This is a genomic window from Pseudomonas sp. PSPC3-2, from assembly GCF_049897085.1.
GTDB classification, from domain to species: Bacteria; Pseudomonadota; Gammaproteobacteria; order Pseudomonadales; family Pseudomonadaceae; genus Aquipseudomonas; species Aquipseudomonas paraveronii.
In genome coordinates this window covers 97,027-118,542 of the sequence record NZ_JAFCVO010000014.1, presented here as the reverse complement: position 1 = coordinate 118,542, position 21,516 = coordinate 97,027, and the positions used below count along the sequence as shown (strand labels likewise).

Sequence of the window (21,516 nt, the reverse complement as noted above, 5' to 3'; positions counted from 1 at the left end):
CGAGCATTTCGGCACTTTTGTCGAGCGTTTCGGCACAGTAACCGCTCTTTGTTCAATCTATCCTCGAGGCCCACCTAAAAACTCAGATGGAGTCGCGATGAAAATCAGATTAGTCCTGCCTGCACTTTCCATGGCAGTAGCACTCAGTGGTTACGCTGCCGACTTCTCACTGACCAGCCGGGATATTGCTGACAACCGCCCGCTGAGCAGTCGTGAAGTGTTCCAAGGTTTCGGTTGCGAAGGCGGCAATACGTCTCCTGAGCTTTCCTGGAAACACGCCCCCGCAGGTACTAAAAGTTACGCGATCACGGTCTACGATCCCGATGCACCGACCGGTAGTGGTTGGTGGCATTGGACGGTGGTTAACTTACCCGCTTCTACCAATAGCTTGCCGAGAGGAGTGGGAGCGAACCTGCCTGCCGGTGCGGTACAAGGGCGAACCGATTACGGCCTGCCGGGATTTGGCGGGGTTTGCCCTCCTGTAGGGGATAAACCCCATCGTTATCAATTCACCGTATGGGCATTGAAAGTGGATAAGCTACCACTCGACGGTGAGGCCAGTGGCGCCTTGGTTGGGTACATGCTCAATGCCAATGCCCTGGCCAAAGCGACCATTACTGCAACTTACGGACGTTAAGAACAATGCGCCCTTGTGACGGCATACAGCACCGGGAAAACATTATCGATGCGTGTGTCATACGGGCGCGACAGCCCATTACCTTGCCAAGGGTGCCGGTGCTCGTGACCACCTTATGTCGAGTGCGACAGGGGGAAAAACTGTTGCAATGGGATGACAGGGAGATGCGCGCGGGGCCACAACATCTGATTCTGATGCCGGCCGGACGCGAGCTTGGTATCTCAAACTTCCCTGGACTTCACGGTCACTACGTAGCCCATGCGGTGACGTTTCCCGTCTCGACATTGCGTAACTTCAGCGCCCGATATAGCCAGCAGATCATGAGCCGTCGCGGTGTACTGAAGACCGATCTATGCGTACCGCTGGACAGGCACACAACGCAGGCATGGGATCAGCTATTGGCCTCTATCAATGCGAACGCGCCGGACGCATTACGCACGCTCTATGGGGAAGCGGTTCTTCTAAGCCTGTGCCTTGACGGCCAGCTCGGACCTCTGCTGATGGGGCGCAACGACCCCATTTGCGAACGAGTTCAGCAGATATTAATGGGCAGCCCGGAGAGAGACTGGACGGTTGCGAGCGTCGCACAACACCTGAACCTGGGTGAGTCGACGTTGCGTCGCCAACTCGCGAATGAGGGGGACAGTTTCAGGCATATTCTGGAGGGCGTTCGACTGGCGACAGCGTTGCAATGGTTGCAAACGTCTTCCCGCCCAATTGGTGAAATTGCCGGTGCCTGCGGTTACGCCTCGGCCTCGCGTTTTGCGGTGCGCTTTCGCTCACACTATGGCCTGTCGCCACGTGAATTGCGTGCAGCGATTTAAGCACTCCATTCCGCTGAGGTTTGACCCGTTTTATTAGCTAAAGAACACTGCCCATAAAAATGCTCCACGTGGAACATCAGTATTTTTAGCCGGCCGATGCTGCGGCCACACTCTCCAACCGATACCCATACCCATAGATCGTCAACAGTTGCCAACCCCGATCCGCGGTCAACCCCAGCTTGTTCCGCAGCCGATAGATATGTGTATCCAGCGGGCGGGACGAGACCATTTCTTCGTGGCTCCAGAACCGCTCATACAGATACTCGCGAGACAACGGGCGAGCCAGGTTTGCGAACAGACAACTGGCCAGGCGGTATTCGCGTTCGGTCAGGTTGATCGGTTTGCCCGCACGGGTGACGGTCAGTTCGGCGTCGTCAAAGGTCAGGTCGTTGAAACTTTGCACTTCAGAGGTTGCCGACTTTTGCAGACCATGGCGGCGCAGGACGGCGTTAACCCGGGCTTTGAGTTCATTCGGCCGAAAGGGCTTACTGACGTAATCGTCGGCGCCGCTGTTCAGGGCGGTGACGATATCGGCCTCGGCATCGCGGCTGGTGAGCATGATCACCGCCGGGGGCGATTCCATGTGTTCACGGGTCCAGCGCAGCAAAGCGATACCGCTGATATCGGGCAGTTGCCAATCGAGGATCAGCAGGTCGAAGGTTTCCCGACGCAGTTGGCGCAGCAGGTCATCACCGCGTTCGAAGCAATGCACAGACCAGTGCTGTTCCAGGTTGCTGGGGATCTGTCGCAGTGTCTGTTCCACCCGCTGCAATTCAGCGGGTTCGTCATCCAGTATTGCGACACGCATGGGTAGGTCCTTTCAACTTGAAATATTTCAGCTGTCGGCCGGTCGAAGAGCGGGCGTCCTTGCTGCGCGAATGCCGGTCATTGAATCTGAAGAATTGTGGTCAGATTCAACGAGCCATGGGATCTCTCGGTACGCTGATATCAAAGGGCCGTTAATGCTTTGAAAACCGTGTGGCTCAGGGGGAAAGATACCGACTCCCGTGCGTAAGGAAAAGGATCAGTGCTACTGGCATTGCATAGCCCTGCGCGCAGCTGATACCGCGCCCCGATGTACGGTATGTTTCAACCAACGCATTCAGGAAAACCCCTGGGGCGATCAAAATGAGCTTCACTGGGTTCAGCACCACACCGCGCACCACCTGGACGGAGAAACCGGGTCTATGACATCTTCAACTATCCATTTTCAGCAGCGGTGCGGGTTCCCGGCGGTCGCGCTGTGAAGCTGTGGCGCAAGGCCGAAAAGCGCCAGCCCACGCAAGCGCAGCTTTTGTTCCACGGCCTGGTCCGCGAGTGGTTGTGGATTGGCCTGGTGTTGCTGCCCTTCACCGCGTATCTGTCTTTAAGCTCGAGCCTTGCCTTTAACAGCCCGTTGTATGACAGCCTTCGCCGCCTGACTCCCCTGCCGGTTGATCCGCGTATTTTGCTGGTGACCATCGATGACCAAAGCCTGAAGAAGCTGGGTCAATGGCCGTGGCCCCGCAGCCTGCATGCGGACTTGATCAACCGTCTGAGCGCGGCCCAGCCGACGGCGATCTTGTTCGATGTGATCTTCAATGACGCGGGTAACATCGCCGATGACCAGCGACTGGCGGATGCGGTGTGCAACGCCGGCAACGTTCTGCTGCCCCTGGAACGCGATGGCACCGCGAGCTTAAGCCCGGCAGGCGAGCAGCTGTTACCGCTGCTCAAGTGTGCCAAGGGACTGGGCCATATCAATGTCGAAGCAGACAGCGACGGTGCTGTCCGTAGCCTGTATCTGCGCGAAGGCCCGCCTGGGAGCACCCTCCCGCAGTTGGCGTGGCAGGCGTATAGGTTGAGCGGGCAAACCGCGCAAATGCCTGGGCGCAGCGAGCAACCCAACACTCAGCGCTGGCATCGGGAATTCAGGGTTCGTGTCCCGTTCACGTCTGAGCAACATGCGTTTCCCAGTGTGTCCTATGTCAGCGTATTACACGGCGAAGTACCGGCCGAGTTGCTGCGTGACCGCCTGATCCTGGTGGGCGCGAGCGCCTATGGGTTGGGTGACCGTTTTGTGACGCCGCTCTCCTCCACTCCAGATACCACTGCGGGCGTGGAGATCCAGGCCAATGTGCTCAACGGCTTGTTGCAGGAGCGCAGCATTGTCGATCTCCCCGGCTGGCTCGCGGCACTGATTGCAACCGCCTGGGTGGCGTTGCTGCTGGGCCTGTTGTTGTACCGTCCGCGCTACGCCCTGTGGATGACCTTGGGTTGCATGGCCGGCGCGTTGCTCGGCGCATGGGCGCTGTTACGCCTTGGTCACTGGTGGTCACCCGCCGCGTGCCTGATCGGCTTGTTGCTCAGCTACCTGATCTGGAACTGGCGCCGCTTGAGCGTGATCCTTGCCTACTTTGGCTGGGAACTGGCGCGACTGGACAACGAACCCAAGGTGTTGCCCGAGCGCCGCCGTGCGCCGGCGAACAAAGGCGATGTGTTGCAAGGGCGCATCTTTGCCCTGGAGCAGGCCGTTAGCCGGACCCGTGATACCCGACGCTTCATGGCCGATGGCCTCGAATGCCTGCCGGTGGCGACCCTAATTACCGACCCACGGGGCAACATTTTGTTGGCCAACCGCATTGCCCGCGAAGTATTCGGTAATGATCTGGTCAACGAAAACCTGCTCGAACAACTCGCCGACCTGGGCTATCCGCCGCTGCATAACGGCGTGCGCCCGGCCCTGTCAGCCCTGGAACTCGTCGAGTTCCGTGACATCCACCAACGCAGCCTGCGCATGGAAATCGCGCCCTTGCTGCCCGCCGAAGGTGATATCGCGCTCGGCTGGTTGCTTAGCCTGACCGACTTGAGCAAGGAACGCGAAGCCCAGCAACACCGCGAAACCATGCTGCGCTTCCTGTCCCACGACCTGCGTGCGCCGCACTCGGCGATCCTCGCGTTGCTGGATGTGCATAACGGTGAGTCCCCGGTGTTTGCCCAGATCGAGCAGCAGGTTCGACGCGCCTTGAGCCTCACCGAATCTTTCGTACAGCTGGCAAAAGCCGAGGCTGACGGCTATCACTTCCAGCCAACCCTATTTGCCATGCTGGTGATGGATGCGTTTGACCAAGTGGCGGTGATCGCCCAGCTCAAGGGCATCCAGTTGGTCAACGACCTGGATGTGGCGGATGAAGGCATGGTGTCGGCCGATCAATCCCTGCTCACCCGCGCATTGTTCAACGTGCTGGAGAACGCGATCAAATACTCGCCGTCCGGAACCACCGTGAGGTTGAGCCACGGCAGCGCGCAAGGTTGGTTGGAATGTCGCATCAGCGACCAGGGCGCAGGCATTGCGGCAGAGGACTTGCCGGAACTGTTCAGCCAGTATTGCCGCTTCGATTCCGCCCAAGGCAGCGAAGGCCTTGGGCTGGGCCTGACCATGGTCAAGGCCGTCGTGGAGCGTCACGGTGGCCGTATCTGCTGCGAAAGCGTGGTGAGCAAAGGCACCACGTTCACCCTGCAACTGCCGCTGCTGGAAGACTGACAACACGTGCTTTTGCGCTGTGTATAAAAAACCGGTCTCAAGGACCGGTTTCTTTATGCAAAAAAATACTTATGCACGGTTTCAGTATTTTTATGAGCTCTGTAAATATCTAAGTAAATCAGCTTGTTACGAAGAAAAAATGCCATTTTTCGAACAAACCGTACACAGGTTATCCACAGATTCTCAGGCGACCGGCGTGTCCACCACCACCGGCTCCGGCGGCAGCGAACCCATGGCACGTTGCTGGGCTTCATTCCAGGCTGCAGCGCGGTCATTCAGCGCGGCAATTGCACGTGGGCCTTCACCTTCGGCGTACATCGGTTCCCCAATCACCACGGTGATGGTGCCTGCACGTTTTAACCAACCGGTTTTTGGCCAGAACCTGCCGGCGTTGTGTGCAATCGGTAAAACAGGCAGGTTGGCGTTGACGGCCAACGCAGTGCCGCCGCGTGAGAACTTACCGACGGTGCCGTAGGGCACACGCGTACCTTCCGGGAAGATCAGTACCCAAACGCCGTCCTTGAGTAGCTCGTGGCCCTTTTTGGCCACGTGCTTGAGCGCCGCCTTGGGGTTGTCACGGTCGATGGCGATCGGGCGCAGCATCGCCATGGCCCAACCGAAGAACGGCACGTACAGCAGCTCACGCTTGAGCACTTGGCTCAGGGGCGAGAAGTACGCCGAGAGGAAGAACGTCTCCCACGTGCTCTGGTGGTTCGACAGAATCACACAGGGCTGATCCGGGACGTTTTCCGCGCCCTTGACCTCAAAGCGAATGTTCAGGAACACCTTGGTCAGCCACAACGCGCAGCGGCACCAATAGACGTTGATGAAGCGATAGCGCGCCTTGAACGGCAAGAAAGGCGCGATAAAAAAGCTCAGGGTGCACCAGAGAAACGAACTGGTGCCCAACAGCAGGTAAAAGAAGAAGGTTCTGATGGCCTGCAAAATCGACATGGCGGCATTTACCGTTGCGGGACACAGCCCGCCTTTTAAAGGCGCACTCCCGAACAATCCTTGGTCAGGAAGTCGAGGGTGGCTAGTTGTTGATAAGTTCTGCGGCAACCGCCGCCAGATCGTCAAAAATCAAGGTGCCTACCGGCAGGTCTTTCGCCTGGGTCTTTTCGCCTTTCCCGGTCTTTACCAAAACTGGCTGAGAGTCGACGGCTTTGGCAGCCTCCAGGTCACCGAGGCTGTCCCCGACGAACCATAGCCCAGCCAGGGGCACGTTGTAATGTTCTGAAATAGTTTTCAACATGCCGGGCTTGGGCTTGCGGCATTCGCAGCCCTCATCCGGCCCGTGGGGGCAGTACACCACCAGCCCCACCTCACCGCCCTGCTCCGCCACCAACGTGCGCAAGCGCGCGTGCATGGCGTCCAGGGTTGCGATGTCGTAGTAGCCGCGGGCGATGCCGGACTGGTTGGTGGCGACGGCCACCGTCCAGCCGGCTTTGCTCAACTGCGCGATGGCCTCGATCGCGCCGGGCAGTGGGATCCATTCCTCCACCGACTTGATGTAAGCGTCGGAGTCGTAATTGATCACCCCGTCCCGATCGAGAATCAGCAGTTTCAACATGATCAGCCCAGTACGGAAATGTCTGCGATGTTGATGAACAGGCCGCGCAGACGCGCCAGCATGGCGTAGCGGTTTTTCCGCACGCCGGCATCTTCGGCATTGATCATCACCGCTTCGAAGAACGCATCCACCGGCTCACGCAACGTGGCCAGGCGCGCCAGTGCTTCGGCGTAGTTACGCTCGGCGATCAACGGCTTCACCGCATTTTCCGCCTTGGCGATGGCCGAGTTCAGCGAGAACTCCTTGGCATCGGCGAACAGGCCAGGGTCGACATCGGCGTTGCCCAGGCCTTCGGCCTTGCTCAGCAGGTTCGACACACGCTTGTTCACGGCGGCCAGGGCATCGGCTTCCGGCAGTTTACGGAAGGCCTGTACGGCTTGCACACGCTGGTCGAAGTCCAGCGCCGAACCGGGTTGCAGGGCACGTACCGACAGGTACACCGAAACGTCCACGCCTTCGTCTTCGTAACGCGCACGCAGGCGGTCGAACACGAACTCCAGCACTTGCTCGGCCAGGCCGGCTTGCTTGACCTTGCCACCGAACTGGCCGACCGCGAACACCACGGCCTGGGTCAGGTCGAGGTCGAGCTTCTTGTCGATCAGGATACGCAGCACGCCCAGGGCCGCGCGGCGCAGGGCATACGGGTCTTTGCTACCGGTGGGCAGCATGCCGATGCCGAAGATACCGACGAGGGTGTCCAGCTTATCGGCAATGGCCACGGCCGCACCGGTCAGGGTGGTCGGCAACTCGGCGCCAGCACCGCGCGGCATGTACTGCTCGTTCAGGGCCAGGGCAACATCGTCTGGCTCGCCGTCGTTGAGGGCGTAGTAGTAACCGGCAACACCTTGCATTTCCGGGAACTCGCCAACCATTTCGGTGGCCAGGTCGCACTTGGACAGCAGGCCGGCACGCGCGGCCCAGGCGGTATCACCACCGATACGCGGCGCAATGTAGGCGGCCAGTTTGGAAACGCGCACGGCCTTGTCGTAGACGCTGCCGAGTTTTTCCTGGAACACCACGTTTTGCAGGCGCAGGTTGAAGTCTTCGAGCTTCTGCTTCTTGTCTTGCTTGAAGAAGAACTCGGCGTCGGTCAGGCGCGGGCGCACGACTTTCTCGTTGCCCGCGATGATCTGCTGCGGGTCCTTGCTTTCGATGTTCGCCACGGTGATGAAGCGCGGCAGCAATTTGCCGTCCACGTCCAACAGGCAGAAGTACTTCTGGTTGTCCTGCATCGTGATGATCAGGGCTTCTTGCGGCACATCGAGGAAACGCTCTTCGAACGAGCACACCAGCGGCACTGGCCATTCAACCAGGGCGGTCACTTCGTCCAACAGGCTTGGCGGCACGATGGCGGTGCCTTCCTGCAGGCGGGCCAGCTCTTCGGTGCGCTTGCTGATCAGCTCGCGACGCTCGTTGGCATCGGCCAGCACATAGGCGGCGCGCAGGTCGTTGAGGTAGTTGGCTGGCGCGGTGATACGCACGCTTTGCGGGTGGTGGAAGCGGTGACCACGGGAATCGCGGCCGGCTTTCTGGGCAAGGATGGTGCAATCGATGACTTGGTCACCGAGCAGCATCACCAGCCACTGGGTCGGACGCACGAACTCTTCCTTGCGCGCACCCCAGCGCATGCGCTTGGGGATAGGCAGGTCGTTCAGGGAGTCTTCGACAATGGTCGGCAACAGGCTGGCCGTCGGCTTGCCTTTGATGACCTGGCTGAAGCGCAGTTTCGGGCCGCTCTGGTCGATCTCGCTCAACTCGACGCCACACTTCTTGGCAAAGCCCAGTGCGGCTTGAGTCGGCTTGCCTTCGGCGTCGAAGGCAGCCTGGCGTGGCGGGCCGTCGAGGTTGATGCTGCGGTCCGGCTGCTGGGTTTCCAGCGCGGTCAACAACACCGCCAGACGGCGCGGCGCGGCATAGACCTGCTTCGCCTCAAACTTCAGGCCGGCGCTTTGCAGGCCTTTTTCGATACCGGCCAGGAACGCATCGGCCAGGGTGTTCAGCGCCTTGGGTGGCAGCTCTTCGGTGCCCAGTTCAACCAGAAAATCTTGAGCACTCATTGTGCAGCCTCCAGCTTAGCCAACACTTCATCACGCAGGTCCGGGGGTGCCATCGGGAAGCCCAGCTTGGCACGTGCCAGCAGGTAGGCTTGGGCGACGGAACGCGCCAGGGTGCGTACACGCAGAATATATTGCTGACGCGCAGTCACCGAGATGGCACGGCGGGCGTCCAGCAGGTTGAAGGTATGGGACGCCTTCAACACCATTTCATAGCTCGGCAACGGCAGCGGCTGGTCGAGTTCTATCAGGCGCTTGGCTTCGCTTTCATAGAAGTCGAACAGTTCGAACAGCTTCTCGACGTTGGCGTGTTCGAAGTTATAGGTCGACTGCTCCACTTCGTTCTGGTGGAACACATCGCCGTAGGTCACTTTGCCGAACGGGCCGTCTGCCCACACCAGGTCGTAGACCGAGTCCACGCCTTGCAGGTACATGGCCAGGCGCTCGAGACCGTAGGTGATCTCGCCGGTCACCGGGTAGCACTCGATGCCGCCCGCTTGCTGGAAGTAGGTGAACTGCGTGACTTCCATGCCGTTGAGCCAGACTTCCCAGCCCAGGCCCCAGGCGCCGAGGGTCGGCGATTCCCAGTTGTCTTCGACGAAACGGATGTCGTGGACCAGCGGGTCCACGCCGACATGTTTCAGCGAGCCCAGGTACAGCTCCTGGAAGTTGTCCGGGTTCGGCTTCAGTACCACCTGGAACTGGTAGTAGTGCTGCAGACGGTTCGGGTTTTCGCCGTAGCGGCCGTCAGTCGGGCGTCGACTGGGCTGCACATAAGCGGCGTTCCAGGTTTCCGGGCCGATGGCCCGCAGGAATGTAGCGGTGTGGAAAGTGCCGGCGCCTACTTCCATATCGTAGGGCTGAAGTACCACACAACCTTGCTCGGCCCAGTACTGCTGGAGGGCGAGGATCAAGTCTTGGAAGGTACGCACGGCTGGCGTAGGCTGGCTCACGAAATTCACCTGTTACTTGGGCTGCGATTTAAAGAGCGGGAGTATACCCGATTCGGCCGCGCCACCATCCCCTGGAGCCTTATGCCACGCTGCTTTTGGTGTTCTGAAGATCCGCTGTACATGGCTTATCACGATCAGGAGTGGGGAACGCCGCTGCGCGATGCGCAGGGTTTGTTCGAGTTACTTTTGCTCGAAGGGTTCCAGGCGGGCCTGTCCTGGATCACCGTTTTACGCAAACGCGAGCATTATCGGAAGGTCTTGTTCGGTTTTGATGCGCAGCGCCTGGCGCGGCTGAGCGATGCCGAGATCGAAGCGTTGATGCTCGATCCGGGCATCGTGCGCAATCGTCTGAAGCTCAACGCCACCCGCCGCAATGCAGCGGCTTGGCTTGCGCTGGAGGACCCGGTGGGGCTGCTGTGGTCGTTTGTCGGCGGCGTGCCCAAGGTCAATCACTTCAAGGACCGCAGCGAAGTCCCGGCGATTACGCCCGAGGCCGAGGCCATGAGCCGCGCCCTGAAAAAAGCCGGTTTCACCTTTGTCGGGCCGACCATTTGCTACGCGTTCATGCAGGCCTCGGGCATGGTCATGGACCACACCCGGGACTGCGACCGTTACGCGGACTTGGCCAACGCCGGTTAGAATGCGTGCTTTGCGCACCACACACGATCAGGAGTGACCTGTGGAAAAGTTTAAAGGCGCCTTGCTGGTAGGCGCTCTCCGGTTATTTGCCCTGCTGCCCTGGCGCGCCGTGCAAGCCGTAGGTTCGACGATTGGCTGGATCATGTGGAAAACCCCCAACCGCTCCCGCGACACGGTGCGGATCAACCTGTCCAAATGCTTCCCGGACATGGACCCGGCCGAGCGCGAGCGCCTGGTGGGCCGCAGCCTGATGGACATCGGCAAGTCCCTGACCGAAAGCGCCTGCGCCTGGATCTGGCCGGCCCAACGCTCCATTGACCTGGTGCGCGAAGTCGAAGGCCTGGAAGTCCTCCACGAAGCCCTGGCCTCGGGCAAAGGCGTGGTCGGTATCACCAGCCACCTGGGCAACTGGGAGGTGTTGAACCACTTCTATTGCAGCCAGTGCAAACCGATCATTTTCTACCGCCCGCCGAAGCTCAAGGCGGTGGATGACCTGCTGCGCAAGCAACGCGTGCAACTGGGTAACCGCGTGGCCGCGTCCACCAAGGAAGGCATCCTCAGCGTGATCAAGGAAGTGCGCAAAGGCGGCCAGGTGGGTATTCCGGCCGACCCGGAGCCGGCTGAATCGGCGGGGATCTTCGTGCCGTTCTTCGCCACCCAGGCGCTGACCAGCAAGTTCGTACCGAACATGCTCGCGGGCCACAAGGCGGTCGGCGTGTTCCTGCATGCCCTGCGCCTGCCGGACGGTTCAGGCTACAAAGTGATCCTCGAAGCGGCGCCGGAAGACATGTACAGCACCGACACCGCCACCTCCTGCGCGGCGATGAGCAAAGTGGTGGAGCGTTATGTCGGCGCCTACCCGAGCCAGTACATGTGGAGCATGAAGCGCTTCAAGAAACGCCCGCCGGGTGAGGCGCGTTGGTACTGACTCAAGGGCAACACAAAACAATGTGGGAGGGGGCTTGCCCCGATAGCGGTGGTTCAGTCACATATGCATCGACTGACACACCGCTATCGGGGGCAAGCCCCCTCCCACATTTGAGTTCTACTTAGGCCTGGCGGTCGAGTTTCTTCAGGAACACCGTCATCTCTTTTTCGGCCTGCTTGTCGCCATGGGCCTGAGCAGCCGCAATCCCCTGCTCCCAGGCCAAGCGTGCCGCCGCACGGTCTTCCAATCCCAACTGCGCCTTACCCAACAACTTCCACGCCGCCGAATACTTCGGATCAAACTCGACACACTTGTGCAAATGCTCGGCCGCCTTGGTGTTGTCCTTCAGGTCCAGATAACCCTTGCCCAGCCCAAAGCGCAGCAGCGCGTTATCCACACCCTTGGCCAGCATCTTCTCCAGGGATTCGAGCATGTCGGTGTACTCCGTTTAATCAGAAAAAGCTCAGCCCCACGTGGAACAGCTTCTCCACATCGCGGATATGTTTTTTATCCACCAAAAACAGGATCACATGGTCGCCGGTGGCAATTACCGTGTCGTCGTGGGCAATGATTACTTCTTCATCGCGAATGATCGCGCCGATGGTGGTACCCGGCGGTAGGCCGATGTCGCGGATGGCCTTGCCGATGACCTTGCTTGACTTCGAATCGCCATGGGCGATCGCCTCGATGGCTTCCGCCGCGCCCCTGCGCAGGGAGTGTACGCTGACGATATCGCCACGGCGCACGTGGGTGAGCAAGGTGCCGATGGTGGCCAACTGCGGGCTGATGGCGATGTCGATATCGCCGCCCTGGACCAGGTCGACATACGCCGGGTTGTTGATGATGGTCATCACCTTCTTCGCCCCCAGCCGCTTGGCCAGCAGCGACGACATGATGTTGGCCTCGTCATCGTTGGTCAGGGCCAGGAAGATATCGGCGTCGGCGATGTTTTCTTCCATCAGCAGGTCGCGGTCCGAGGCGCTGCCTTGCAGGACCACGGTGCTGTCGAGGGTGTCGGACAAATGCCGGCAGCGCGCCGGGCTCATCTCGATGATCTTCACCTGGTAGCGGCTCTCGATCGCCTCGGCCAAGCGTTCGCCGATCTGCCCGCCACCGGCGATGACGATGCGTTTATACGTCTCGTCGAGACGGCGCATTTCGCTCATCACTGCACGAATATTCGCTTTGGCGGCGATGAAGAAGACTTCGTCGTCGGCCTCGATCACCGTGTCGCCCTGGGGCAGGATCGGCCGGTCACGCCGGAAAATCGCCGCCACGCGGGTTTCCACATTCGGCATGTGCTCGCGTAGCTGGCGCAGTTGCTGGCCGACCAACGGGCCGCCGTAATAGGCCTTCACGGCGACCAGTTGCGCTTTGCCGTCGGCGAAGTCGATCACCTGCAAGGCGCCGGGAATTTCGATCAGGCGCTTGATGTAGTGGGTGACCACCTGCTCCGGGCTGATCAATACGTCCACCGGGATCGCATCGTTGTCGAACAGGCCGGCGCGGGTCAGGTAGGCGGCTTCACGCACCCGGGCGATCTTGGTCGGGGTGTGGAACAGCGTGTGGGCGACCTGGCACGCGACCATATTGGTCTCGTCGCTGTTGGTCACGGCCACCAGCATGTCGGCATCGTCGGCACCCGCCTGACGCAGCACCGTAGGAAATGACGCACGGCCCTGTACGGTACGAATATCCAGGCGGTCGCCCAGGTTGCGTAGGCGCTCGGCATCGGTGTCGACCACGGTGATGTCGTTGGCTTCGCCGGCCAAATGTTCGGCCAGCGTGCCACCGACCTGCCCTGCCCCAAGGATGATGATTTTCATCCGGTCACTCCCTTTAAACCGTTCAGCCGCGTGCGGCGGCGATCTTGATCAGCTTGGCGTAGTAGAAGCCATCGTGCCCGCCTTCTTGCGCCAGCAATTGGCGACCGTGGGGCTGCTTGATGCCGGCTGCCGTAGCGAGGTCCAGCTCCCGTGCGCCGCTGGTGCGGGCGAGGAAGGCTGCGATGACCTCGGTGTTCTCGGTGGGCAAGGTGGAACAGGTGGCGTAAAGCAGGATGCCGCCGACTTCCAGGGTCGGCCACAACGCGTCGAGCAGTTCGCCTTGCAGCACGGCGAGGGCGGCGATGTCGTCGGGCTGGCGGGTCAGCTTGATGTCCGGGTGGCGACGGATCACGCCGGTGGCGGAACACGGCGCATCGAGCAGGATGCGCTGGAACGGCTTGCCGTCCCACCAGGTGGCGGTGTCGCGGCCGTCGGCGGCGATCAGCTCGGCGTTCAGGCCCAGGCGTGCGAGGTTTTCCCGCACACGCACCAGGCGCTTGGCTTCCAGGTCGACGGCGACGACGCCGGCCAGGTCTTTTTCGACTTCGAGGATGTGACAAGTCTTACCGCCGGGTGCGCAGCAGGCGTCCAGCACGCGCTGGCCAGGGGCCAGGTCGAGCAGGTCGGCCGCCAGTTGCGCGGCTTCGTCCTGCACGCTGATCCAGCCTTCGGCGAAGCCCGGCAGGCTACGCACATCGGTGGCGGCTTCGAGCACGATGCCGTCGGGGCTATACACGCACGGCGTGGCCGCGATGCCTGCATCGGTCAGCAATTGCAGATAAGCATCGCGGCGGTGATGGCGACGGTTGACCCGCAGGATCATCGGCGGGTGCGCATTGTTCGCCGCGCAGATGGCTTCCCATTCCTCGGGCCAGAAGGCTTTCAGGGATTTTTGCAGCCAGCGCGGGTGCGCGGTACGTACCACCGGGTCATGTTCCAGTTCGGCCAGCAGCGCTTCGCTTTCACGTTGGGCACGGCGCAGCACAGCGTTGAGCAGGGCTTTGGCCCAGGGTTTTTTCAGCTTGTCGGCGCAGCCGACGGTTTCACCGATGGCGGCGTGGGCCGGCACGCGGGTGTAGAGCAATTGATAAAGGCCCACCAGCAGCAGCGCTTCCACATCGGCATCGGCCGCCTTGAACGGCTTTTGCAGCAGCTTGGCCGCCAGCGCCGACAGACGCGGCTGCCAGCGCGCGGTGCCGAAGGCCAGGTCCTGGGTGAAACCGCGATCGCGGTCTTCGACCTTATCCAACTGGGTCGGCAGTGAACTGTTCAACGAAGCCTTGCCGTTGAGTACGGCGGCCAGGGCCTTGGCGGCGGCCAGACGCGGGTTCATTGGGCGACCACCCCGAGTATCGTGCCCACGGCAAATTTCTCACGACGACTGTTGAACAAGTCGCTGAAATTCAGCGCCTTGCCGCCGGGCAATTGCAGACGGGTCAGACACAGCGCCTGTTCACCGCAGGCGACCAGCAGGCCGTCTTTGCTGGCGCCGATGATTTCACCGGGGGCGCCCTTGCCGTCGGCCAGGGTGGCGGCGAGTACTTTCAAGGCTTCACCATTGAGGGTGCTGTGGCAGATCGGCCACGGGTTGAACGCGCGCACCAGGCGCTCCAGTTCCACGGCCGGGCGGCGCCAGTCGAGGCGCGCCTCGTCCTTGTTCAGCTTGTGCGCGTAGGTCGCCAGGCTGTCGTCCTGCACCTCGCCTTCCAGGGTGCCGGCGGCGAGCCCGGCAATGGCCTGGATCACGGCTGGCGGGCCCATCTCGGCCAGGCGATCGTGCAGGCTGCCGCCGGTGTCTTCGGCGGTGATCGGGGTGCTGACTTTCAACAGCATCGGGCCGGTATCCAGGCCCGCTTCCATGCGCATCACGGTCACGCCGCTTTCGCTGTCGCCCGCTTCCACGGCGCGCTGGATCGGCGCCGCACCGCGCCAGCGTGGCAGCAGCGAAGCATGGCTGTTGATGCAACCCAGGCGTGGGATATCGAGAACCACTTGGGGCAGGATCAAACCGTAGGCCACTACCACCAGCAGGTCCGGTTTCAGCGTGGCCAACTCAGCCTGGGCCTCGGCGTTGCGCAGGGTCGGCGGTTGCAGCACGGGAATGTTGTGCTCCAGCGCCAGTTGCTTGACCGGGCTCGGCATCAGTTTTTGCCCGCGACCGGCCGGGCGATCCGGCTGGGTGTACACCGCGACGATGTCATAAGGGCTGGCGAGCAGCGCCTTGAGGTGTTCGGCGGCAAATTCGGGTGTGCCGGCAAAAACAATGCGCAGTGGCTCGGTCATGGGCGTTCTCGGTTAAAAGCAGTCACAAAAGAAAAAGGCTTGCCGCAGCAAGCCTTTGGAAGAAGGGCATCAAGCTTGCTGGCGGTGCTTTTTTTCCAGCTTCTTCTTGATCCGGTCACGTTTGAGCGTGGACAAGTAATCGACAAACAGCTTGCCGTTGAGGTGGTCGCATTCGTGCTGGATACACACCGCCAGCAGGCCTTCGGCAACCTGCTCGAAAGGCTTGCCGTCGCGGTCCAGGGCCTTGATCTTCACGCGCACCGGGCGTTCGACGTTCTCGTAGAATTCCGGCACCGACAGGCAGCCTTCCTGATATTCGCCCATTTCGTCGGTCAGCGCTTCGAACTCGGGGTTGATGAACACCCGTGGTTCGCTGCGATCTTCGGACAGGTCCATCACCACGACACGCTGATGCACGTTGACCTGGGTCGCGGCGAGGCCGATGCCCGGGGCTTCATACATTGTTTCAAACATGTCATCGACCAACTGACGAACGTTGTCGTCCACTACGGCCACTGGTTTGGCGATCGTGCGCAGGCGCGAGTCGGGGAATTCGAGGATGTTCAAAATAGCCATAAGCGTAATTGCTGCACATGTGAGGTAAAGGCAAATCGGCGTTGGGATGGACCCACACGGCCGGTGTGGAACGCTCGGAAGCCGCGAAGGCTATGGCGTTTCACGCGAACGTACATAATAAAGGAGATTGACCCCATGAGGAAATCGCTACTCGTCTTGCTGCTCTGGGCCCCGTTCGCCCTGGCCCTGCTTCCACCGTCTGGCCCGCGCCTGGATCAACCGACGCAACAGGCCATCCAGCAATTTTTGTTACACAATCGCATCCTCGATTCGCCTCTCGATCTCGATAACGCGCCCTACGTTGTCGCGGCAGAGGCCGGGCGTGTGCTGGGGGCTGATGGCGAGCGCGTGTATGCCCGCGGCGTCATGGACCCGGCCCAGCCCAGTTACGGGATCTTCCGCCGAGGCAAGGTCTACACCGACCCCCAAACCCAGGAGCTACTGGGGATCAACGCCGACGACATCGGCACCGCGCGCTGGGTGATGGCCGGCGACCTGACCTCCCTTGCCGTGCAGCGTGTCACCCAGGAAGTGCGCCCCGGCGACCGTTTACTCCTTACCGAGCCGCCCGTTGCGCTGGCCAGCCTGGAAGGCGCGCAGGCAGTGCCGTTTATTGAAGGGCACATCATCGACGTACCCAGGGGCGTTACACAGATCGGCGTGCTGGATGCCGTGACCCTGAATAAAGGCCGCCGCGACGGCCTGGTCGAAGGCCAACGGCTGAGCGTGCTCAAGACCGGCGCCACGGTACGCGACGCCCTCAGCGGCGCCCAGGTAAAACTTTCCGATGAGCGCGGCGGCACGCTGCTGGTGTTTCGCACCTATGAAAAGCTCAGTTACGGCCTGGTCCTCAGTGCCTCGCGGCCACTGGCGGTGATGGACCGTTTCGAGACTGCCCGTCAAACGCAATAAATAGGCTGCTAAATAAGTTACCAACAGAGTTATCCACAGCTTGTTCCGGTCAAGGATGATCAGATGTATCCGATAAACAACAGTGAAATTTCCCCGGCAGAACTGGAAGCCCGGCTACGTTTGCACCGGCTGCCGGAACTGGGCCCGAAGCGTTTTCGCCTGTTGATCGACGCGTTCGGCTGCGCCTCGAAGGCGCTCAGCGCGCCGGCCAGCGCCTGGCGCTCGCTCGGGTTGCCCGCCATCAGTGCCGAGGCCCGGCGCAGCCATGAAGTCCGCGAGGGCGCGAGCGTGGCGCTGGCCTGGCTGGCGCGTCCGGCCCAGCATTTACTGATGTGGGACCAGCCTGAGTACCCCGCACTACTGGCCCAGATCGATGACGCACCGCCGTTGTTATTCGTTGCCGGCGACCCTTCGATCCTGGAAAAACCCCAGTTGGCCATGGTCGGCAGCCGCCGCGCATCGCGTCCCGGCATGGACACCGCCGCGGCTTTTTCCCGCAGCCTGGCGAGCGCCGGTTTTGTCATCACCAGCGGCCTGGCTCTGGGCATTGACGGTGCGGCGCATCAAGCGGCTTTGGAGGTCGGCGGGCAGACAATCGGCGTACTCGGCACCGGCCTGGAAAAGTTTTATCCACAGCGCCACCGACGCCTCGCGGCAGCGATGATTGCCCAGGGCAGCGCGGTGGTTTCCGAGTTTCCGCTGGACGCCGCGCCCCAGGCCGGCAATTTCCCTCGGCGCAACCGCATCATCAGTGGTCTGTCGCTCGGCGTGCTGGTGGTGGAAGCCGGCATGGCCAGCGGTTCGCTGATCACCGCGCGGCTCGCGGCCGAGCAAGGGCGCGAGGTGTATGCGATTCCGGGCTCGATCCATCATCCAGGGGCCAAGGGTTGTCATCAGCTCATTCGCGATGGCGCGGTGTTGGTGGAAACCATCGAGCACATTCTTGAAGGCTTGCGCGGGTGGCAGGCGCTGTCGCGTCCGGTGCCGATGCCGGTGACCCATCCGCTGGTTGCACTGCTGCACGCGGCGCCGCACACCAGCGAAGCCTTGGCGATTGCCAGTGGGCGGCCGTTGTCCCAGGTGCTGGCGACACTCACCGAGTTGGAGCTGGAAGGCCAGGTGGTCTGCGAAAGCGGGCGCTGGCTCGCGCGCTGCTAGGTTTTGTAACGAAGATCGGTAAACTGCGCAGAGCTTTAGTCTGGAGAGTGAGCAATGGTCAACAGGTGGCGTGTGCTGGAAGCCGCACGAGAAATTCGCGCAGGCGCGGTGATTGCCTATCCAACCGAGGCGGTCTGGGGCCTGGGCTGTGACCCGTGGAACGAAGCGGCAGTGGACCGGCTGCTGGCGATCAAGAACCGCTCGGTGGATAAGGGCCTGATCCTGGTCGCGGATAATATCCGCCAGTTCGATTTTCTCTTCGAAGACTTCCCGCAAGACTGGATCGACCGCATGGCCAGCACCTGGCCGGGGCCCAATACCTGGCTGGTGCCTCATCAGAACCTGTTGCCGGAATGGGTCACGGGGGTGCATGACACCGTGGCGCTGCGGGTCAGCGACCATCCGCTGGTGCGTGACTTGTGCTCATTGGTCGGGCCGTTGATTTCCACCTCGGCCAACCCCCAGGGCCGCCCGGCCGCCCGCACGCGGATTCGCGTCGAGCAGTACTTCCGTGGCCAGGTCGATCTGGTGTTAGGTGGCGCCCTCGGTGGGCGCAAGAACCCAAGCCTGATCCGCGACCTGGTGACGGGTGAGGTTGTGCGGCCGTCGTGAGACCGGGTCGTGGCCATCGCGGGCAAGCCCCCTCCCACATTTGACCGTGTTGTCATGACGGACACTGATCGAATGTGGGAGGGGGCTTTCCCGCGATGGCGCCCTTAACCACGCCAGAAACCCAAAGCCTTACGGCAACAGAATGGTCGACCCCGTCGTGCGCCGCCCCGACAACTCCGTCTGCGCCTTGGCCGCGTCCTTCAGCGAGAAGCGCTGATTGATATCGATGCGCACCTTGCCGCTCTTGATCATCGAGAACAGATCATCGGCCATGGCCTGCAAGTCCTTGGGGTTGCTGGCGTAGGTCGCCAGGGTCGGCCGGGTGACATACAGCGAGCCCTTGGCCGCCAGAATCCCCAGGTTCACCCCGTCCACCGCGCCCGAGGCGTTGCCGAAACTCACCACCAAGCCGCGTGGCGCCGCGCAGTCCAGCGAGGTCAGCCAGGTGTCCTTGCCGACGCCGTCGTACACCACCGGGCATTTCTTGCCGTCGGTCAATTCCAGCACCCGCTGTGCGACGTTTTCCTTGCTGTAGTCGATGGTTGCCCAGGCGCCGAGGGATTTGGCCACCGCGGCTTTTTCCGGCGAGCTGACCGTGCCGATCAGCTTCACGCCCAGGGCCTTGGCCCACTGGCAGGCCAGGGAGCCCACGCCACCGGCTGCGGCGTGGAACAGAATGGTTTCGCCGCCCTTCAACTCGTAGGTCTGGCGCAGCAGGTATTGCGTGGTCAGGCCCTTGAGCATCGCGCCGGCGGCTTGTTCGAAGCTGATGTCGTCCGGCAGGTGAACCAGGTTCGCGGCAGGCAATACGTGCAGTTCGCTGTAGGCACCCAACGGGCCACTGCCGTAGGCCACGCGGTCGCCGACCTTGAATTGCGTGACTTCACTGCCCACGGCGTCGACCACACCCGCGCCTTCCGCGCCCAGGCCCGATGGCAAGGCCGGCGGCGCGTACAAGCCGCTGCGGAAGTAGGTATCGATGAAGTTCAGGCCAATGGCGGCGTTACGCACCCGAACCTGCTGTGGGCCTGGTTCTGCTGGCGTGTAGTCCACATACTCAAGCACCTCGGGGCCGCCATGGGCGCTGAACTGGATACGTTTGGCCATCTGCACTTCTCCTGGGTTCGAATTCGGGTAGCGCCCTATCGGACTCCTTAGCTTGATCTTCGTCAACTGCGACGGACCTGAGTGCGGTGGTATCCTGTGCGCCCATTTGCCGCCGACGCCCAATGGCCTCGCGTAGCTTTGCCCGATTCAAGGTGATGCCATGACTACCCGCACCGAGGCTGTTAAAGCCTATCTGCTTGATCTGCAAGACCGTATTTGCAGCGCCCTGGAAACCTTCGAGACGGACACGCGCTTTATCGAAGACGCCTGGACCCGGCCTGCGGGCGGCGGCGGTCGCACCCGTGTGATCGAAAACGGTGCGGTGATCGAAAAAGGCGGCGTTAACTTTTCTCACGTGTTTGGCAGCGGCCTGCCACCGTCTGCCAGTGCGCATCGCCCTGAATTGGCCGGGCGCGGGTTTGAAGCCCTTGGGGTGTCGCTGGTGATTCACCCGCACAACCCGCATGTTCCGACTTCCCACGCCAACGTGCGCTTTTTCATCGCTGAAAAAGAAGGTGAGGAGCCGGTGTGGTGGTTCGGCGGCGGCTTCGACCTCACGCCCTACTACGCCAACGAAGACGACTGCATCCACTGGCACCGCGTGGCCGAGCAGGCCTGCGCGCCGTTCGGCGCCGACGTTTATGCGCGCTACAAGGCCTGGTGCGACACCTACTTCCATATCAAGCACCGCAACGAACCGCGCGGCATCGGCGGCCTGTTCTTCGATGACTTGAACGAATGGGACTTCGACACTTGCTTCGCCTTCATCCGTGCCATCGGCGATGCGTACATCGACGCCTACCTGCCGATCGTGCAGCGCCGCAAGGCGCAGGCCTATACCGCACAGCAGCGCGAATTCCAGGAATTCCGCCGTGGTCGTTACGTTGAGTTCAACCTGGTCTACGACCGTGGCACCTTGTTCGGCCTGCAATCGGGCGGGCGTACCGAGTCGATCCTGATGTCGCTGCCGCCCCAGGTGCGCTGGAGCTACGACTGGAAAGCCGACGTCGGCAGCGAAGAAGCACGCCTCACCGACTACTTCCTGCAAGACCGCGACTGGCTCGGCGTGGCTGCGCCCAAGGCGGCGGTCTGATGGACCGTTATGTGGTGTTCGGCAACCCCATCGGCCACAGCAAGTCGCCGTTGATTCACCGCATGTTCGCCGAACAGACCGGCGAGCAACTGGACTACAGCGCTCTGCTGGCGCCGCTGGAGGACTTCATCGGGTTTGCCCGTGAGTTTTTTCAGCAAGGCCGTGGCGCCAACGTTACGGTACCGTTCAAGGAAGACGCCTACCGCCTGGCCGACACCCTCACCGCACGCGCCGAGCGCGCCGGGGCGGTGAACACCCTGAGCAAGCTGGCCGATGGCCGCCTGCTGGGCGATAACACCGACGGCGCCGGCCTGGTGCGCGACCTGACGGTGAATGCCGGGCTCAGCCTGCAAGGTCAACGCATCCTGTTGCTCGGTGCTGGCGGCGCGGTGCGCGGGGCGTTGGAGCCGTTGCTGGCCGAGTGGCCGGCGTCGCTGGTCATCGCCAACCGCACCGTGGAAAAGGCCGAAATGCTCGCCGAGTTGTTCGACGATTTGGGCCCAGTGTCTGCCAGTGGTTTCGACTGGCTGTGTGAGCCGGTGGACGTGATCATCAATGCCACCTCCGCCAGCCTGTCGGGCGATGTACCGCCGATTGCGGGCAGCCTGATCGCGCCGGGCAAGACGTTTTGCTACGACATGATGTACGCCAAGGAACCGACCGCGTTCTGCCGCTGGGCCACGGAACACGGTGCGGCGGTGGCAATGGATGGTCTGGGCATGCTGGTGGAGCAGGCGGCGGAAGCGTTCTTCCTGTGGCGTGGCGTGCGCCCGGATTCGGCGCCGGTGTTGGCCGAACTGCGCCGCCAATTGGCTTGA

At 61.7% G+C, this 21,516-nt stretch carries 21 protein-coding genes; 10 read left to right on the top strand and 11 right to left on the bottom strand.

Annotation, left to right across the window (positions count from 1 at the left end; genetic code table 11):
- The first annotated feature begins 97 nt into the window (after positions 1–97).
- Complete coding sequence (locus ACP7CJ_RS21935; protein ID WP_426101881.1) at positions 98–637, top strand: kinase inhibitor; 540 nt, start codon at positions 98–100, stop codon at positions 635–637.
- 5 nt (positions 638–642) lie between these two features.
- Complete coding sequence (locus ACP7CJ_RS21930) at positions 643–1,461, top strand: helix-turn-helix transcriptional regulator (protein ID WP_426101882.1); 819 nt, start codon at positions 643–645, stop codon at positions 1,459–1,461.
- 85 nt (positions 1,462–1,546) lie between these two features.
- Here ACP7CJ_RS21930 and ACP7CJ_RS21925 read toward each other — a convergent pair whose 3' ends face one another.
- Positions 1,547–2,269: a response regulator transcription factor gene (locus ACP7CJ_RS21925; protein ID WP_276195577.1), complete on the bottom strand. Its 723-nt coding sequence runs from the start codon at positions 2,267–2,269 to the stop codon at positions 1,547–1,549.
- Positions 2,270–2,704: 435 nt separating this feature from the next.
- Between ACP7CJ_RS21925 and ACP7CJ_RS21920 the strand changes: the two genes are divergently transcribed.
- Positions 2,705–4,984 (top strand): CHASE2 and HATPase_c domain-containing protein, encoded by a 2,280-nt coding sequence (locus tag ACP7CJ_RS21920; protein ID WP_276195578.1) that lies wholly within the window; start codon positions 2,705–2,707, stop codon positions 4,982–4,984.
- A 183-nt stretch (positions 4,985–5,167) separates the two neighbouring features.
- Here the strand turns inward: ACP7CJ_RS21920 and ACP7CJ_RS21915 are convergent, their stop codons facing one another.
- The 4 genes from ACP7CJ_RS21915 to glyQ all read right to left on the bottom strand — a co-directional run bounded on the left by ACP7CJ_RS21915 (position 5,168) and on the right by glyQ (position 9,564).
- Positions 5,168–5,938 (bottom strand): lysophospholipid acyltransferase family protein, encoded by a 771-nt coding sequence (locus ACP7CJ_RS21915; RefSeq protein ID WP_276195579.1) that lies wholly within the window; start codon positions 5,936–5,938, stop codon positions 5,168–5,170.
- A gap of 82 nt (positions 5,939–6,020) precedes the next feature.
- Entirely contained in the window at positions 6,021–6,560 is a 540-nt protein-coding gene (gene gmhB / locus ACP7CJ_RS21910) for a D-glycero-beta-D-manno-heptose 1,7-bisphosphate 7-phosphatase (RefSeq protein ID WP_426101979.1), read from the bottom strand.
- Entirely contained in the window at positions 6,560–8,614 is a 2,055-nt protein-coding gene (gene glyS, locus ACP7CJ_RS21905) for a glycine--tRNA ligase subunit beta (RefSeq protein WP_276195580.1), read from the bottom strand. The genes gmhB and glyS overlap by 1 nt, the downstream gene beginning before the upstream one ends.
- Positions 8,611–9,564, bottom strand: coding sequence for a glycine--tRNA ligase subunit alpha (gene glyQ / locus ACP7CJ_RS21900; RefSeq protein ID WP_426101884.1), 954 nt, complete (start codon positions 9,562–9,564; stop codon positions 8,611–8,613). Before glyQ ends, glyS begins: the two co-directional genes overlap by 4 nt.
- Before the next feature lie 81 nt (positions 9,565–9,645).
- Here glyQ and ACP7CJ_RS21895 point away from each other — a divergent pair, with 81 nt between their 5' ends.
- Both ACP7CJ_RS21895 and ACP7CJ_RS21890 read left to right on the top strand, forming a co-directional pair.
- Entirely contained in the window at positions 9,646–10,203 is a 558-nt protein-coding gene (locus tag ACP7CJ_RS21895) for a DNA-3-methyladenine glycosylase I (protein WP_276195582.1), read from the top strand.
- A 40-nt stretch (positions 10,204–10,243) separates the two neighbouring features.
- Positions 10,244–11,131 (top strand): lysophospholipid acyltransferase, encoded by an 888-nt coding sequence (locus tag ACP7CJ_RS21890; protein ID WP_276195583.1) that lies wholly within the window; start codon positions 10,244–10,246, stop codon positions 11,129–11,131.
- Positions 11,132–11,252: 121 nt separating this feature from the next.
- Here the strand turns inward: ACP7CJ_RS21890 and ACP7CJ_RS21885 are convergent, their stop codons facing one another.
- The 5 genes from ACP7CJ_RS21885 to def all read right to left on the bottom strand — a co-directional run bounded on the left by ACP7CJ_RS21885 (position 11,253) and on the right by def (position 15,816).
- Positions 11,253–11,564: a hypothetical protein gene (locus ACP7CJ_RS21885; protein WP_276195584.1), complete on the bottom strand. Its 312-nt coding sequence runs from the start codon at positions 11,562–11,564 to the stop codon at positions 11,253–11,255.
- Positions 11,565–11,583: 19 nt separating this feature from the next.
- Complete coding sequence (trkA, locus tag ACP7CJ_RS21880) at positions 11,584–12,957, bottom strand: Trk system potassium transporter TrkA (RefSeq protein ID WP_247396765.1); 1,374 nt, start codon at positions 12,955–12,957, stop codon at positions 11,584–11,586.
- A gap of 22 nt (positions 12,958–12,979) precedes the next feature.
- Positions 12,980–14,290 carry a 16S rRNA (cytosine(967)-C(5))-methyltransferase RsmB gene (gene rsmB / locus ACP7CJ_RS21875; RefSeq protein WP_276195585.1) on the bottom strand — a complete coding sequence of 437 codons (1,311 nt, stop codon included), beginning with the start codon at positions 14,288–14,290 and terminating at the stop codon, positions 12,980–12,982.
- On the bottom strand, positions 14,287–15,240 hold the full coding sequence (fmt, locus tag ACP7CJ_RS21870; protein WP_426101886.1) for a methionyl-tRNA formyltransferase: 954 nt from the start codon (positions 15,238–15,240) through the stop codon (positions 14,287–14,289). Before fmt ends, rsmB begins: the two co-directional genes overlap by 4 nt.
- A gap of 69 nt (positions 15,241–15,309) precedes the next feature.
- Positions 15,310–15,816, bottom strand: a complete 507-nt coding sequence (def, locus tag ACP7CJ_RS21865; RefSeq protein WP_426101888.1) for a peptide deformylase — start codon at positions 15,814–15,816, stop codon at positions 15,310–15,312.
- A gap of 135 nt (positions 15,817–15,951) precedes the next feature.
- On the opposite strand from def, the gene ACP7CJ_RS21860 reads away from it, so the two are divergent.
- The 3 genes from ACP7CJ_RS21860 (at position 15,952) to ACP7CJ_RS21850 (ending at position 18,498) form a co-directional block, all read left to right on the top strand.
- The gene (locus ACP7CJ_RS21860; RefSeq protein WP_426101890.1) at positions 15,952–16,728 is read left to right on the top strand and encodes a peptidoglycan-binding protein; all 777 of its coding nucleotides are present in this window, start codon (positions 15,952–15,954) and stop codon (positions 16,726–16,728) included.
- A 63-nt stretch (positions 16,729–16,791) separates the two neighbouring features.
- A complete protein-coding gene (gene dprA / locus ACP7CJ_RS21855) occupies positions 16,792–17,886 on the top strand; it encodes a DNA-processing protein DprA (protein ID WP_426101892.1) in 1,095 nt (364 codons plus the stop codon).
- Between the two features lie 54 nt (positions 17,887–17,940).
- Positions 17,941–18,498 carry an L-threonylcarbamoyladenylate synthase gene (locus tag ACP7CJ_RS21850; RefSeq protein ID WP_276195589.1) on the top strand — a complete coding sequence of 186 codons (558 nt, stop codon included), beginning with the start codon at positions 17,941–17,943 and terminating at the stop codon, positions 18,496–18,498.
- A gap of 129 nt (positions 18,499–18,627) precedes the next feature.
- Here ACP7CJ_RS21850 and ACP7CJ_RS21845 read toward each other — a convergent pair whose 3' ends face one another.
- Positions 18,628–19,605, bottom strand: a complete 978-nt coding sequence (locus tag ACP7CJ_RS21845; protein WP_253400248.1) for an NADPH:quinone reductase — start codon at positions 19,603–19,605, stop codon at positions 18,628–18,630.
- 160 nt (positions 19,606–19,765) lie between these two features.
- Here ACP7CJ_RS21845 and hemF point away from each other — a divergent pair, with 160 nt between their 5' ends.
- Together hemF and aroE are read left to right on the top strand one after the other, a co-directional pair.
- Positions 19,766–20,698, top strand: coding sequence for an oxygen-dependent coproporphyrinogen oxidase (gene hemF, locus ACP7CJ_RS21840; protein WP_426101894.1), 933 nt, complete (start codon positions 19,766–19,768; stop codon positions 20,696–20,698).
- Positions 20,698–21,516 (top strand): shikimate dehydrogenase, encoded by an 819-nt coding sequence (gene aroE, locus ACP7CJ_RS21835; RefSeq protein ID WP_426101896.1) that lies wholly within the window; start codon positions 20,698–20,700, stop codon positions 21,514–21,516. Before hemF ends, aroE begins: the two co-directional genes overlap by 1 nt.